Source organism: Dactylosporangium sp. NPDC048998 (assembly GCF_043197855.1).
Lineage (GTDB): Bacteria > Actinomycetota > Actinomycetes > Mycobacteriales > Micromonosporaceae > Dactylosporangium.
In genome coordinates this window covers 761,497-775,151 of sequence record NZ_JBICTV010000001.1, presented here as the reverse complement: position 1 = coordinate 775,151, position 13,655 = coordinate 761,497, and the positions used below count along the sequence as shown (strand labels likewise).

Sequence of the window (13,655 nt, the reverse complement as noted above, 5' to 3'; positions counted from 1 at the left end):
GCGTCAGGCGAGCTCGACGAGCTCCAGGAGGTCGTCGCTCCAGGCGTCCTCCACCCCGTCGGGCAGCAGGATCGCGCGGTCGGGCTTGAGGGCCTGCACCGCGCCCGGGTCGTGGGTGACGAGCACGATCGCGCCAGGGTACCGGGCGATGGCGTCGAGCACCTGCTCGCGGCTGACCGGGTCGAGGTTGTTGGTCGGCTCGTCGAGCAGCAGGACGTTGGCGCCGGAGCAGACCAGGGTGGCCAGCGCCAGCCGGGTCTTCTCGCCGCCGGAGAGCACGCCGGCGGGCTTGTCCACGTCGTCGCCGGTGAAGAGGAACGCGCCGAGGATCTTGCGCAGCTCGGTGTCGTTCTGCTCCGGGGCGGCCGAGCGCATGATCTCCAGGATGGTGCGCTCGACGTCGAGCTGCTCGTGCTCCTGCGCGTAGTAGCCGCGCTGGAGGCCGTGACCGGGGGTGACCTCGCCGGTGTCCGAATCGAGCTCGCCGGCCAGCATGCGCAGCAGGGTGGTCTTGCCGGCACCGTTGAGCCCCAGGATCGCGACGCGGGAGCCGCGGTCGACGGCGACGTTCACGTCCATGAAGATCTCGAGCGAACCGTACGACTTCGACAGCCCGCGCGCGGTCAGCGGGGTCTTGCCGCACGGCTTGGGCTCGGGGAAACGCACCTTGGCGACCTTGTCGGCGGCGCGCACGTCCTCCAGGCCGTCGAGCATGCGCTCGGCCCGGCGGGCCATGTTCTGCGCGGCGATGGTCTTGGTGGCCTTGGCCCGCATCTTGTCGGCCTGGGCGAGCAGGGCGCCGGCCTTCTTCTCGGCGTTGGCGCGCTCCCGCCGCCGGCGCTTCTCGTCGGTCTCGCGCTGCTGCTGGTACAGCTTCCAGCCGACGTTGTAGAAGTCGATGGTCGAGCGGTTGGCGTCGAGATACCACACCTTGTTGACGATCGCGTCGAGCAGGTCGACGTCGTGGGAGATGACGATGAGCCCGCCCTTGTGGCTGGAGAGGAACCCTCGCAGCCACGAGATGCTGTCGGCATCGAGGTGGTTGGTCGGCTCGTCGAGCAGCAGGATGCCGCCGCCGGTGGCGCTCGCGTCGCGGAACAGGATCCGCGCCAGCTCGATGCGGCGCCGCTGGCCGCCGGACATGGTGCCGATGGTCTGGCCAAGGACCCGGTCGGGCAGGCCGAGGTTGGCGCAGATGCGGGCGGCCTCGGCCTCCGCCGCGTAGCCGCCCAGGCCCGCGAACTGGTCCTCGAGCTGCCCGTACCGCCGGATGAGCCGCTCGTCGTCGCCGAGCTTCGACTCCAGGGCCTTCATCTCGGCGTAGATGGTGTCCAGCCCACGCGCGGAGAGCACCCGGTCACGGGCCGTGACCTCGAGGTCGCCGGTGCGCGGGTCCTGTGGCAGGTATCCGACAGGACCGCGCCGCTCGACCTGACCGGCGTGCGGCGTGCCCTCCCCGGCGAGCACCTTGAGGGTCGTGGTCTTGCCGGCGCCGTTGCGCCCGACGAGACCGATGCGGTCCCCGGGCTGCACGCGCAGGTTGATGTCGCTGAGCAGGATGCGCGCGCCCGCGCGCAACTCAAGGCCGGTCGCCGTGATCACAGCAGAAACTCGCTCTCGGGCAGAGGTCGGAACAGGACAGACTCCGGGTGCAGTACCTCGGGTCACTCCCTCTGCGTGATCACGGCGATATTCTACCGTGCGATCCGGGTTGCCCCACCACACGATTACGTCACAAGATCAACGGGTACCTTGCCGCTCAAGCAGACGCCGGTCGATACCAACCCCCGAGGTGTGCGATGCAGTTCAACGACGACGCCGATCTCGACACCAGCCAGGTCAACGACCTGCGCGGATCGAGCGGCGGCGGCGGTGGTGGCGGCTTCGGCGGTTTCGGCGGCCTGGGTGGCATACCGATCCCGATCGGCGGGGGCCGCGCCGGCTGCCTGATCACGATCGTCATCCTCGCGGTCGTGATCTGCGGCGGGTACTTCGGCCGCAACATGCTCGGCGGGGGCGGCGGCAGCGCGAAGCCCAACAACACAAAGATCAACCAGCAGTGCGACAAGTCGAACCCGAAGCGCTTCCAGAACGCCGACTGCCGCAACGTGCTGTACATCAACTCCGTGCAGGCTTACTGGAAGACCGAGCTGCCCAAGGCGTTCGGCAAGCAGTACCAGCCGGCGAAGACCAACTTCTTCAGCCGGTCCGTCAACACCGGGTGCGGCGCGGCCGACTCCGGCGTCGGGCCGTTCTACTGCCCGGCGGACAGCCAGGTGTACATCGACCTGACCTTCTACAACGAGCTGTCGAGCCGCTTCGGCGCCCCCGGTGAGTTCGCGGCGCCGTACGTGATCGCCCACGAGTACGGCCACCACGTGCAGAACCTGCTCGGCACCAACGCACAGGCGCGGCAGGGCGCCCAGCAGGGCGCGAACTCCGCGTCGGTGCGCCTGGAGCTGCAGGCCGACTGCTACGCCGGCACGTGGGCCAACCACGCGACCGAGACGAAGGACCCGAAGGGCGACGCGCTGTTCAAGTCCATCACCGACCAGGACATCGCGGAGGCGATACAGGCCGCGGAGGCCATCGGCGACGACACGATCCAGAAGAAGGCCGGCGGCCGGGTCAACCCCGACGGGTTCACGCACGGCACGTCCGCCCAGCGCAAGAAGTGGTTCCTGCAGGGGTACAACACCGGCGACCCGCGGCAGTGCGACACGTTCCACACGAGCAACCTGTGACCGACGCGCTGCTGGAGCGCCTGCGGTCCGCGTTCGGCGCGGCCGCCGACCCGGTGCGCGCCGCGCCGATGAAGGCGTACATGCGCGACCGGTTCGAGTTCCTCGGCATCCCGAGCACCACCCGCCGCGAGCTCACCCGCCAGGTGCTGCGCGGGCTGCCCCGCCCGAGCGAGCGCGACCTCACCGAGGTCGCGCTCGCGTGCTGGGCGCTGCCGGAGCGGGAGTACCAGTACTTCGCCTGCGACCACCTGCGCCGCCACGCCGCGCTGCTCACCCCCGCGTCGCTGCCGGTCGTCACCGCGCTCGTCACGACGAAGTCGTGGTGGGACACGGTCGACATCCTCGCGGCGCACATCGTCGGCCCGATGGTCGCCGCGCACCCGGCGCTGGTGTCCACGATGGACTCCTGGACGGCGCCCGGGACCGACCTGTGGCTGGTGCGCACGGCGATCCTCCATCAGCTGCGGTACCGCGGAAGGACCGACTTTTCCCGCCTGGCGGACTACTGCGCGCGCTGGGCCGGCGAGCGGGACTTCTTCATCCGCAAGGGGATCGGGTGGGCGCTGCGCGAGCACGCGAAGACGGACCCCGGCGCGGTGCGCGACTTCGTGGCCGCGCACCCCGCCCTGTCGCCGCTGTCGGTGCGGGAGGCGCTCAAGAACCTCCCGGAACCAGCAGCAGCACCGCCAGCACCGCGATGACCGTGCTGGACGTCAGCGCCGTCCACAGCCGCCCCCGGGGCCCGGTCAGCAGCCGCCCGAGCAGCGTGCCGCCGCCGGCGAGCAGCAGCTGCCAGCTCGCGGACGCGGCGAACGCGGCGCCGACCCACACGGCCTCGGCCCCGGCGGACAGCCCGTCGTCGGCGCGGCGGCCGAGCACGAGCGCCCCGAAGTACACGATGGTGGCGGGGTTGAGCAGCGTCAGGCCGAGCAGCGCCAGGTAGGCCCCGCCGGGCCGGCCCATCCGGCCGTCGGCCGCACGGGCCGTGGCCGCCTCGCCCCGGTGCCGCAGCGCGTCCCGGGCCGTCTTGGCGGCCAGGCCGAGCAGCACGACGGCGGCGACCCAGCGCAGCGGCCCGGAGATCGGCGCGATGAGCCCGGCGAGCGCCGCGCCCCCGAGCACGGCGACGACGGCGTAGACGCCGTCCGCGGTGGCGACACCGAGCGCCGCGGCCGCCCCGACCCGCCACGAGGTGCGGGCGGCGAGGGTGACGATGAGCGCACCGATCGCGCCGACGGGCACCGCGACGCCATACCCGGCGAGGAGGCCACTGAGGACCACCTCGCCCAGGCCGGCGCTCATGCCTGCTGCTTGGGGCTCGCCTCCGTCACGGCGCCGGGCTGTCGCTTCGAACCCTCGCCGGCGGCGACGGGTTTGGGCAGCGATGGCGCGCGGAGACGACTCATGCCGGGCATGATGCCCGGCACGAGTCGTGGTCCGCCAGCGATTTAGACGTTGAAGCCCAGGGCGCGCAGCTGGTCACGGCCCTCGTCGGTGATCTTGTCCGGGCCCCACGGCGGCAGCCAGACCCAGTTGATGCGGATGTCGGACACCAGGCCGCCGCCCGGGCCGGTGCACAGGGCCTGGCGGGCCTGGTCCTCGATGACGTCGGTCAGCGGGCACGCCGCGGACGTCAGGGTCATGTCCAGCGTCGCGACGTTCTCCTCGTCGACGTGGATGCCGTACACGAGGCCGAGGTCGACGACGTTGATCCCGAGCTCGGGGTCGACGACGTCCTTCATCGCCTCTTCGATGTCGGCGAGCGCCGTGGTCATGGGGTCTCCTCAGCAGATGGTGCAACCGAACCGGCGCGCGCCAGTGCGTCCTTGTACGCCATCCAGGGCAGCAGGGCGCACTTCACGCGGGCCGGATACTTCGCCACGCCGGCGAACGCCACCGCGTCCTCCAACAGTGCCTCGTCCGGCTCGACCTGGCCACGCCCACCCATGAGCTCGGCGAACGCCTCGTGCCGGCGCAGCGACTCGGTGACCGTGGCCCCCTTGAGCAGGTCGTACAGCACGCTCGCGGACGCCTGGCTGATCGAGCAGCCCATGCCCTCGTACGAGATGTCGGCGACGCTGCCGGCCTTGAGCGCCACGCGCAGCGTCACCTCGTCGCCGCAGGTCGGGTTGACGTGGTGCGCCTCGGCGTCGAAGGGCTCGCGCAGGCCGCGGCCGTGCGGGCGCTTGTAGTGGTCCAGGATGATCTCCTGGTACAGCTGGTCGAGCTTCATCAGGCGAAGACCTTCCGCACCCGCTCCACGCCCCGGACCAGAGCGTCGATCTCGTCGGTGGTCGTGTAGAGGTAGAACGACGCGCGGGTCGTGGCCGGCACACCGAAGCGCACGCAGGTCGGGCGGGCGCAGTGGTGCCCGACCCGCACCTGCACGCCTTCGTCGTCCAGGATCTGCCCGACGTCGTGCGGGTGCACACCCTCGACGGTGAACGAGATGGTCGCGCCGCGGTCCACTGTGGACGTCGGGCCGATGATCCGCACGTCCGGGATCGAGCCGAGGGCGTCCAGCGCGTAGGCGGTGAGCTCCTTCTCGTGCGCGACGACGTTGTCCATGCCGACCGCGGTCAGGTAGTCCACGGCCGCGCCGAGTCCGACGGCCTGCGCGATCGGCGGGGTGCCGGCCTCGAAACGGGCCGGCGGCGGCATGAACGTGGTGCCGGTCATCGACACGGTCTCGATCATCGAGCCGCCGCCGAGGAACGGGGGCATGGCGTCGAGCAGCTCAAAGCGGCCCCACAGCGCGCCGATGCCGGTCGGACCGAGCATCTTGTGGCCGGTGAACGCGACGAAGTCGGCGCCGAGCGCGTTGACGTCGACCGGCACGTGCGGCACCGACTGCGAGCCGTCGAGCAGCACCAGCGCGCCCACCTGCCGGGCCTTCGCGACGAGGACGTCGACCGGGTTGATCGTGCCCAGGATGTTGGAGTAGTGCACGACCGACACCAGCTTGGTGCGCGGCGTGATGAGCTCGTCGATGTTCGACAGGTCGAGCCGGCCCTCGTCGGTCAGGCCGAACCAGCGCAGCGTCGCGCCGGTGCGCTGCGCGAGCAGCTGCCACGGCACGATGTTGGAGTGGTGCTCCATCTCGGTGATGACGATCTCGTCGCCGGGACCGAGGCGCAGCCGCGGGTCATCCGCGAGCGTGGTGAAGGCGTGCGCGACGAGGTTGATCGCCTCCGTCGAGTTCTTCGTGAAGACGATCTCGGCCGCGGAGGTCGCCCCGACGAAGCCCGCGATCTTCTCGCGGGCCCCCTCGAAGGCCTCCGTGGACTCGGTACCCAGGGTGTGCACCGACCGCGCCACGTTCGCGTTGTGCCGCTCGTAGTGCTCACGCACCGCGTCGATCACCTGGCGCGGTTTCTGCGCGGTGTTCCCGGAGTCCAGGTAGACCAGCGGGTTGCCGTTGATCGTGCGGTCCAGGATCGGGAAGTCCTTGCGGATCGTCTCCACGTCGAGAGCGTTCAATGTAAGCCCCTAAGCGATGGATGCCGGGCCGGCGCCGGCGAGGTGGCGCTCGTACCCGGTGTTCTCGAGCTCCTCGGCGAGCTCGGGCCCGCCCTCCTCCACGATCCGCCCGCCGACGAACACGTGGACGAAGTCCGGCTTGATGTACCGGAGGATTCGCGTGTAGTGCGTGATCAGCAACAGTCCGGTGTCGCCCTGCTCGCGGACCCGGTTGACGCCCTCGCTGACGACGCGCAGCGCGTCGATGTCCAGGCCGGAGTCGGTCTCGTCGAGCACCGCGATCTTCGGCTTGAGCAGCTCCAGCTGCATGATCTCGTGGCGCTTCTTCTCGCCGCCGGAGAAGCCCTCGTTGACGTTGCGCTGGGCGAACGCCGGGTCCATCTGCAGCTTCTCCATGGCGCCGCGCAGCTCGCCGGCCCAGGTGCGCAGCTTGGGCGCCTGGCCGTCGATAGCCGTCTTCGCGGTGCGCAGGAAGTTGGCCACCGAGACGCCGGGGACCTCGACGGGGTACTGCATGGCGAGGAAGAGCCCGGCGCGGGCGCGCTCGTCGACGCTCATCGCGAGGACGTCCCGGCCGTCGAGGGTCACCGTGCCGCCGGTGACCTCGTACCGCGGGTGCCCGGCGATCGAGTAGGCGAGGGTGGACTTGCCGGAGCCGTTCGGCCCCATGATGGCGTGGGTCTCCCCCGCGCGGACGGTGAGGTCCACGCCGGCGAGGATCGGCTTGAGCTCACCGTCGGGCAGCTTCACCGAGACCTGCAGGTTGCTGATCGAAAGTTCGCTCACTTCGTGACTCCGTTGCTCGGGTTCGGGTCGATGTACACGTCGCCGTCGCGGACCTCGACGGGATAGACCGGGACCGGCTCGGTGGCCGGCAGGCCGGTGGGCTCGCCGGTGCGCAGGTCGAAGCGCGAGCCGTGCAGCCAGCACTCCAGGGTGCAGCCCTCGATCTCGCCCTCCGACAGCGCGACGGAGGCGTGCGAGCACTCGTCGTAGACGGCGTAGAAGTTGTCGTCGTCGGCGTGCACCAGCGCGATCTCGGTCCCGTTGACCGTGACCTGCACAGCCTCGCCCTTTGCCACGTCAGCCGCGGCACAGACTCGGATCATGCTCCGGCTTCCTCCAGCCGCGCCTCGATCGCCGCGCCCAGGCGGTCGCGCAGCTCCTCGACCGGGATCTTGTGCAGCAGCTCGTGGAAGAAGCCGCGCACGACCAGCTTGCGGGCCTGCTCGTCCGGGATGCCCCGGGACATGAGGTAGAACAGCTGCTCGTCGTCGAAGCGGCCGGTGGCGCTGGCGTGCCCGGCCCCGGCGACCTCGCCGGTCTCGATCTCCAGGTTGGGCACCGAGTCGGCGCGCGCCCCGTCGGTCAGGACCAGGTTCCGGTTGATCTCGTACGTGTCGGTGCCCGTGGCCTCGGCCCGGATCAGCACGTCGCCGACCCACACCGTGTGCGCGTCGGCGCCCTGCAGCGCGCCCCGGTAGGCGACATAGCTACGGCAGTCGGGCACCGAGTGGTCGACGAGCAGCCGGTGCTCGAAGTGCTGGCCGGCGTCGGCGAAGTAGAGGCCGTACGCGTCGATCTCGCCGCCGCGGCCGGTGTAGTCGACGCTGGTGTACTGCCGGACCAGGTCGCCGCCGAGCGTCACCTGCACGTGGGTGACCCGCGCGTCGCGGCCCAGCCGGAAGCGCAGGTGCTGCGCCTGCACGGCGTCGGCGTCCCAGTCGGTGACGGTGACCAGCGTGAGCCGGGCGCCGTCGCCGACGAGCACCTCGACGTTGTCGGCCAGGGTGACCGTGCCGACCTGCTCGAGCACGACCGTGGCCTCGGCGAACTGCCCGATCTCCACGACCGTGTGGCCGTAGGCGAGCTCGGCCGTCGAGCCGGCCAGCCGCACCTGGACGGGCGCGTCGAGGACCGCGCCGCGCGGGACCGACACGACCAGCGCCTCCGCGGCGGCGCCGGCGGCGAGCGCGCTGATCCGGTCGAACGGGGTCAGAGCCGAGCCGACACGCGGGTCGCCGCGGTCCGCCATCGTCACCTCGACGCCGTCGGGCAGCTCGCCGGCCAGGACCTTCGGCGCGGTGGCGCCGGGGCCGGAGGTCGCCGACGCCAGGCCGCGCAGGCGCTTGAGCGGCGTGAACCGCCACTCCTCCTCGCGGCCGGTGAGCGCCGGGAAATCGTTGACGTCGAACGAACGGACCTGCTGGGCGCGGGTCTTCGGGGGGACCAGCACCTGGTCACGGGCGGGAGCGCTCATCCGACAGCGCCCTCCATCTGCAGCTCGATGAGCCGGTTGAGCTCCAACGCGTACTCCATGGGCAGTTCCTTGGCGATCGGCTCGATGAAGCCGCGCACGATCATCGCCATCGCCTCGTCCTCGGTGAGGCCGCGCGACATGAGGTAGAACAGCTGGTCGTCGCTGATCTTCGACACGGTCGCCTCGTGCCCCATCGACACGTCGTCCTCGCGGATGTCGACGTAGGGGTAGGTGTCCGAGCGGGAGATCGTGTCCACCAGCAGCGCGTCGCACTTGACGGTGGACTTCGAGTGGTGCGAGCCCTCCAGCACCTGGACGAGGCCGCGGTACGAGGTGCGGCCGCCGGCGCGGGCGATGGACTTCGACACGATCGTCGAGGAGGTGTGCGGCGCGCTGTGCACCATCTTGGCGCCCGCGTCCTGGTGCTGGCCCTCGCCGGCCATCGCGACGCTCAGCACCTCGCCCTTGGCGTACTCGCCGAGCATGTAGACCGACGGGTACTTCATCGTGACCTTGGAGCCGAGGTTGCCGTCGATCCACTCCATGGTCGCGCCCTCCTGGCAGACGGCGCGCTTGGTGACCAGGTTGTACACGTTGGTCGACCAGTTCTGGATGGTCGTGTACCGGCAGCGGGCGTTCTTCTTCACGATGATCTCGACGACCGCGGAGTGCAGCGAGTCGGACGAGTAGATCGGCGCGGTGCAGCCCTCGACGTAGTGCACGTAGGCGCCCTCGTCGACGATGATCAGGGTCCGCTCGAACTGGCCCATGTTCTCGGTGTTGATCCGGAAGTACGCCTGTAGCGGGATCTCCACGTGCACGCCCTTCGGCACGTAGATGAAGCTGCCGCCGGACCAGACCGAGGTGTTGAGCGCGGCGAACTTGTTGTCCCCGACCGGGATCACGGTGCCGAAGTACTCCTTGAAGAGCTCCTCGTGCTCCTTGAGCGCCGTGTCGGTGTCCAGGAAGACGACGCCCTGCTCCTCGAGGTCCTCGCGGATCTTGTGGTAGACGACCTCGGACTCGTACTGCGCGGCGACGCCCGCGATCAGCCGCTGCTTCTCGGCCTCGGGGATGCCCAGCTTGTCGTACGTGTTCTTGATGTCCTGGGGCAGCTCGTCCCAGCTCGCCGCCTGCTTCTCGGTGGAGCGGACGAAGTACTTGATGTTGTCGAAGTCGATGTGCGACAGGTCCGCGCCCCACGCCGGCATAGGCTTGCGGCCGAACAGGCGCAGGCCCTTGAGCCGCAGGTCGAGCATCCACTGCGGCTCGTGCTTCTTCGCCGAGATGTCGCGCACGACTTCCTCGTCGAGGCCCCGGCGCGCCGAGGCCCCTGCCGTGTCGGAGTCGGCCCAGCCGTACTCGTACCGGCCGAGACCGGCAAGCTGATCGGCAGTCGTCATCTCACGATCCTTTGCCTATCGGGACGGGCTCCGGGCTGTACCGGGGCCGGAATGTGGGTGGTGCAGACGCCGTCGCCGTTGGCGATGGTGGCGAGTCGCTGGACGTGCGTGCCGACGAGCCGCGAGATCACCTGGGTCTCGGCCTCGCACAGCTGGGAGAATTCCGCGGCGACGTGGGCCACCGGGCAGTGGTGCTGACACAGCTGCCCGCCGGTGGCGATCGTCGTCGCGCCGGCAGCGTAGCCCTCGGCGGTCAGCGCCCGGGCGAGGGCCTCGGCCCGCGCGAGCGGGTCCGCGCCGGCCTCGGCCATGGCCGCCCGGCAGCGCTCCTCCAGCCCCTCGACCTGCGCGGCGGCGAAGGCGGCGACCTCGGCCGGCCCGCCGTGCTCGGCGATCCAGCGCAGGGCGGCCGTGGCGAGCCCGTCGTAGGTGTGCGGCAGCGTCTCCCGCGCGGCCTCGGTCAGCGTGAACACGCGCGCCGGCCGCCCCCGGCCGCGCCGGCCGCGCTCGGGTCGCTCGCGGCTCTCCACGAGGCCCTCGGCGAGCATGGCGTCGAGGTGGCGGCGCACGCCGGCCGGGCTCAGCCCGAGGGCGAGCCCCAGTTCGGTCGCGGTCGCGGAGCCCTCCTGCAGCAGCAGCTCGGTCACGCGGTCGCGGGTCCGAACGTCCAGCGCGGCCGACGGAGGGCACGTCTCGGCGACGTCATGCGGCACGGGTGCGGACCGCACCTGCGCACGCTGCGCCGCCGCACTGAGCATGGCGTCGGCGTTTTTCACAACACCAACGTTACGTAATTCGCCGAGCACGGGCAAACCACCGCCCGGGTGATCCATCGCACGGAAGGTAACCCTAACCAAACCCACCCACACCGACCCATTGCGACCCTGCGTGAGCAGACCCTCGCGGACGGCGAGACCGAGGAAGATCGATGGCGCCGACAAGTCACGACCCCCGACCGGCCCGAGGGCGATATGTAGCCTCGCGTAATATCGCCGCCGTGAGGCGAATCGTGAGCCGAAACGTGAGCTGGGTGAACGAGTGGCTCGACCGGCCGGCGACGCTGCGCCGCGCCGCGCTCGCGCTGCTCGTGGCCAACATCGGCATCGTGTGCACCGGCGGGCTCGTGCGGCTCACCGGTTCGGGGCTGGGCTGCCCGACCTGGCCGCGGTGCACCGACGAGTCGTACGTGACCACGACCGCGATGGGCTACCACGGCGTCATCGAGTTCGGCAACCGGACGCTCACGTTCGTGCTCAGCGTGTTCGCGCTCGTCGCGCTCGCCGCGGCCTGGCGGCAGCGGGCCCGCTCGCGCGCGGCGCTGCGCGGGGCCGCGTGGGTGCTCGCCGGCATCGCCGCGCAGGGGGTGCTCGGCGGGATCACGGTGCGCATGGCGCTCAACCCGTGGACGGTGGCGGCGCACTTCCTGCTCTCCATGGCGCTCATCGCGGTGGCGTTCCTGTTCTGGAACCGCACCCGCGAGGAGCGCCCCCGCTGGACGGCACCCCGGGCGATGCGCACGGCCGGGGCGGTGATCACGGCGGTGTCAGCCGCGGTGCTGGTGCTCGGGACCGTGGTCACCGGCAGCGGGCCGCACTCGGGCGACACCAAGGCCAGCCGCACCGGCTTCGACCCGGAGGCGATGTCGCAGCTGCACGCCGACGCCGTGTTCGTGCTCGTCGGGCTCTCGGTGGCGGTGTGGTTCGGGCTGCGCGCGCTCGGCGCGCCGCTACGGGTCACCCGGGCGGCGGCGATCCTCGTCGCCGTCGAGCTCGCGCAGGGCGTGGTGGGCTTCGTGCAGTACTTCACCGGCCTGCCCTGGCCCGTCGTGATCCTGCACATGCTGGGCTCCTGCCTGGTCTGGACCGCGACGCTCAACCTCGTGGCCGCGGTGACGCCGGGCCGGGCTCAGGCCGGCTCCGGGGACCGGGACCACTCGCTGGCCAGCACGGCGTAGCGCAGGTCGTCGGTCCACTCCCCCTTCCACCAGCAGCTCTGCAGCTCCAGGCCCTCGCGCCGGAACCCGCAGCGCTCCAGCAGCCGGGCCGAGCGGGCGTTGCGCGCGTCGAGCGAGGCGTGCACCCGGTGCAGCCCGTCGGTCACCAGCAGGTGCGCCACGACCCGCCGGACGGCCTCCGCGGCGTACCCGCGGCCCTGGAACGCCGGCGCGAGCGTGAAGCCGATCTCCGCCTGGCGGCCGGCGTCGTGGCGGTTGACCCCGACGTCGCCGACCAGCGCGCCGTCGTCGCGGCGCTCGACGGCGTACTGGAACCAGCCCTCCGCCCTCGGGTCGCGCCCGGCCAGCCCCTCGACGAACGCGACGGCGGCGTCGAGCGGGAACGGGGCGTCCCAGGACTGATACCGGGCGACGTCCGGGTCCGAGCGATAGGCGGCCAGGGCGGGCGCGTCATCGGCGCGGAACCGGCGCAGCAGCAGCCGTTCGGTCTGCAACAACACGAGCCGACTGTACGGCGAGGGCGCCGGCCAGCGGCCCGACGGTGGCCGCCACGATGAGCCGGACGCCGAGCACGTGCACGTGCTCGGGGTAGCCGAACCACGGCCAGTCCAGGCGATGGTCGCCGAGGGCCCACGTGAGCAGCACGCCCGTGGCGGTGGCGGTGGCCGTGACGCCCCAGAAGAGCGCCGGGCGCCGCGGCACCGGCGGCGGGTCGCCGTGCCACCGGCGCAGCAGGTGGCGCCGGCCGCAGTACCACAGGAAAAGCGGCATCAGCACGAGCGCGGCGCCGTCGCTGGCCTGGCGGATCGGCCACCACGCCGCCACCGGGCCCGGGTGCGTGACGAGGTCCCACAGCAGGTGGCTGACGGCGCCGAGCACGGCGGACAGTGCGGTGACGAGCCAGGGGTGACGGACCCGGCCGAGCACGCCGTACTCGCGCAGCCAGCCGGGCAGGTGCGCGGCGACGACGGGCGCGCCGCGGCGGATCAGCCAGGCGGTCGCCACCGCGCAGGGCAGGCTCCACCACAGCACGGCGGCGAGGGTGTGGCTGTGGATGCGCACGCCGATGCCGTCGAGCGCGTAGGCGTAGTCGGGCGCGCACGCTCCGGTGGCGAGGGCCACCCCGTCGAACCAGCGGGGGCGCCAGAGCTTCAGCGGCAGTACGGCGAGCGGATGCGTCGGCAGCGTGGAAGGCACGGCCCGATGCTGTCAGCGGAACCGGCCCGATCGGGCCTTATCCACCGGATCATCACCAACCTCTCACACGCCAGCATTGCCAAGATGTAAATTCATCTGCACTTTCTAGAGCGCCGGATCAGCGGTGTGCAACCCTTCTGCAATGGGGCACACGGAACCGCTCATCATGCAGATCTACTGCCGCCTGGAGGTTGCGGTCACCGATCCGGAGGCCGTTGCAAAGCTGGCCGGTCAGCAGTTGCGCGAAGCAGACATCGACTGGTCACGGCGGGAGGAGGACCTCGAAGAGGCGGTCCACCAGCTCGAGTCAGACCTGACGCAGGCATTGGCGTGTGTCATTGAACACGATCGCATGATCGAACACCTGCCGGGCGTGGAACCGCGCGGCGGGCTGGCGTTCACGACATTCGGCAAGCCCGATGACCGCTTCCGACCGGGATTCACCGATTTTCTGTAGGTGCTCCGGCGCCGGCCCGCACGGGCCGGCGCCGGATACGCCGGAAGGCGTCCCGCAGTCCCCCGGTCCCCCGCCACCGGCCCGCTCGACGACCGCGCCCTGACCGCCTTCGGGCGAGGCGGTGAACGCCGTGCGGGTGCATGGTGGCCAACCGCCGGGC

The 13,655-nt window shown here is 71.2% G+C and carries 16 protein-coding genes; 4 read left to right on the top strand and 12 right to left on the bottom strand.

Going from position 1 to position 13,655, the window contains the following annotated elements; all coding sequences use genetic code 11:
- Positions 1-3: 3 nt before the first annotated feature.
- Entirely contained in the window at positions 4-1,602 is a 1,599-nt protein-coding gene (locus ACGFI8_RS03640; protein ID WP_392799384.1) for an ABC-F family ATP-binding cassette domain-containing protein, read from the bottom strand.
- A 197-nt stretch (positions 1,603-1,799) separates the two neighbouring features.
- Between ACGFI8_RS03640 and ACGFI8_RS03635 the strand changes: the two genes are divergently transcribed.
- Positions 1,800-2,744 carry a neutral zinc metallopeptidase gene (locus ACGFI8_RS03635; RefSeq protein WP_392799382.1) on the top strand — a complete coding sequence of 315 codons (945 nt, stop codon included), beginning with the start codon at positions 1,800-1,802 and terminating at the stop codon, positions 2,742-2,744.
- Entirely contained in the window at positions 2,741-3,445 is a 705-nt protein-coding gene (locus tag ACGFI8_RS03630; protein WP_392799379.1) for a DNA alkylation repair protein, read from the top strand. Before ACGFI8_RS03635 ends, ACGFI8_RS03630 begins: the two co-directional genes overlap by 4 nt.
- Here the strand turns inward: ACGFI8_RS03630 and ACGFI8_RS03625 are convergent.
- The 9 genes from ACGFI8_RS03625 to ACGFI8_RS03585 form a co-directional block, all read right to left on the bottom strand.
- Positions 3,399-4,046, bottom strand: coding sequence for a LysE family transporter (locus tag ACGFI8_RS03625; RefSeq protein WP_392799377.1), 648 nt, complete (start codon positions 4,044-4,046; stop codon positions 3,399-3,401). The genes ACGFI8_RS03630 and ACGFI8_RS03625 overlap by 47 nt on opposite strands.
- A gap of 146 nt (positions 4,047-4,192) precedes the next feature.
- On the bottom strand, positions 4,193-4,519 hold the full coding sequence (locus ACGFI8_RS03620; RefSeq protein WP_350552143.1) for a metal-sulfur cluster assembly factor: 327 nt from the start codon (positions 4,517-4,519) through the stop codon (positions 4,193-4,195).
- A complete protein-coding gene (gene sufU, locus ACGFI8_RS03615) occupies positions 4,516-4,977 on the bottom strand; it encodes a Fe-S cluster assembly sulfur transfer protein SufU (protein WP_392799375.1) in 462 nt (153 codons plus the stop codon). Before sufU ends, ACGFI8_RS03620 begins: the two co-directional genes overlap by 4 nt.
- On the bottom strand, positions 4,977-6,224 hold the full coding sequence (locus ACGFI8_RS03610) for a cysteine desulfurase (RefSeq protein WP_392799372.1): 1,248 nt from the start codon (positions 6,222-6,224) through the stop codon (positions 4,977-4,979). Before ACGFI8_RS03610 ends, sufU begins: the two co-directional genes overlap by 1 nt.
- 9 nt (positions 6,225-6,233) lie before the next feature.
- Positions 6,234-7,010 carry a Fe-S cluster assembly ATPase SufC gene (gene sufC / locus ACGFI8_RS03605; RefSeq protein ID WP_392799370.1) on the bottom strand — a complete coding sequence of 259 codons (777 nt, stop codon included), beginning with the start codon at positions 7,008-7,010 and terminating at the stop codon, positions 6,234-6,236.
- On the bottom strand, positions 7,007-7,333 hold the full coding sequence (locus tag ACGFI8_RS03600; RefSeq protein WP_392799367.1) for a non-heme iron oxygenase ferredoxin subunit: 327 nt from the start codon (positions 7,331-7,333) through the stop codon (positions 7,007-7,009). The genes sufC and ACGFI8_RS03600 overlap by 4 nt, the downstream gene beginning before the upstream one ends.
- Positions 7,330-8,484 carry a Fe-S cluster assembly protein SufD gene (gene sufD / locus ACGFI8_RS03595; RefSeq protein WP_392799365.1) on the bottom strand — a complete coding sequence of 385 codons (1,155 nt, stop codon included), beginning with the start codon at positions 8,482-8,484 and terminating at the stop codon, positions 7,330-7,332. Before sufD ends, ACGFI8_RS03600 begins: the two co-directional genes overlap by 4 nt.
- Entirely contained in the window at positions 8,481-9,887 is a 1,407-nt protein-coding gene (gene sufB, locus ACGFI8_RS03590; protein WP_392799362.1) for a Fe-S cluster assembly protein SufB, read from the bottom strand. The genes sufD and sufB overlap by 4 nt, the downstream gene beginning before the upstream one ends.
- Positions 9,884-10,663 (bottom strand): helix-turn-helix transcriptional regulator, encoded by a 780-nt coding sequence (locus tag ACGFI8_RS03585; RefSeq protein ID WP_392799359.1) that lies wholly within the window; start codon positions 10,661-10,663, stop codon positions 9,884-9,886. The genes sufB and ACGFI8_RS03585 overlap by 4 nt, the downstream gene beginning before the upstream one ends.
- A 221-nt stretch (positions 10,664-10,884) precedes the next feature.
- On the opposite strand from ACGFI8_RS03585, the gene ACGFI8_RS03580 reads away from it, so the two are divergent.
- Positions 10,885-11,841, top strand: coding sequence for a heme A synthase (locus tag ACGFI8_RS03580; protein ID WP_392799357.1), 957 nt, complete (start codon positions 10,885-10,887; stop codon positions 11,839-11,841).
- Here ACGFI8_RS03580 and ACGFI8_RS03575 read toward each other — a convergent pair.
- Both ACGFI8_RS03575 and ACGFI8_RS03570 read right to left on the bottom strand, forming a co-directional pair.
- Complete coding sequence (locus tag ACGFI8_RS03575; protein ID WP_392799354.1) at positions 11,793-12,341, bottom strand: GNAT family N-acetyltransferase; 549 nt, start codon at positions 12,339-12,341, stop codon at positions 11,793-11,795. The genes ACGFI8_RS03580 and ACGFI8_RS03575 overlap by 49 nt on opposite strands.
- The gene (locus tag ACGFI8_RS03570) at positions 12,292-13,038 is read right to left on the bottom strand and encodes a DUF4184 family protein (protein ID WP_392799352.1); all 747 of its coding nucleotides are present in this window, start codon (positions 13,036-13,038) and stop codon (positions 12,292-12,294) included. Before ACGFI8_RS03570 ends, ACGFI8_RS03575 begins: the two co-directional genes overlap by 50 nt.
- A gap of 142 nt (positions 13,039-13,180) precedes the next feature.
- Between ACGFI8_RS03570 and ACGFI8_RS03565 the strand changes: the two genes are divergently transcribed.
- Entirely contained in the window at positions 13,181-13,495 is a 315-nt protein-coding gene (locus ACGFI8_RS03565; protein ID WP_363336104.1) for a hypothetical protein, read from the top strand.
- Positions 13,496-13,655 lie beyond the last annotated feature (160 nt).

Coding starts and splice junctions, on each gene's coding strand:
- ACGFI8_RS03635 (WP_392799382.1), top strand. CDS start 1,800: ATGCAGTTCAACGACGACGCCGATCTCGACACCAGCCAGGTCAACGAC.
- ACGFI8_RS03625 (WP_392799377.1), bottom strand. CDS start 4,046: ATGAGCGCCGGCCTGGGCGAGGTGGTCCTCAGTGGCCTCCTCGCCGGG.
- ACGFI8_RS03620 (WP_350552143.1), bottom strand. CDS start 4,519: ATGACCACGGCGCTCGCCGACATCGAAGAGGCGATGAAGGACGTCGTC.
- sufU (WP_392799375.1), bottom strand. CDS start 4,977: ATGAAGCTCGACCAGCTGTACCAGGAGATCATCCTGGACCACTACAAG.
- ACGFI8_RS03600 (WP_392799367.1), bottom strand. CDS start 7,333: ATGATCCGAGTCTGTGCCGCGGCTGACGTGGCAAAGGGCGAGGCTGTG.
- sufD (WP_392799365.1), bottom strand. CDS start 8,484: ATGAGCGCTCCCGCCCGTGACCAGGTGCTGGTCCCCCCGAAGACCCGC.
- sufB (WP_392799362.1), bottom strand. CDS start 9,887: ATGACGACTGCCGATCAGCTTGCCGGTCTCGGCCGGTACGAGTACGGC.
- ACGFI8_RS03565 (WP_363336104.1), top strand. CDS start 13,181: ATGGGGCACACGGAACCGCTCATCATGCAGATCTACTGCCGCCTGGAG.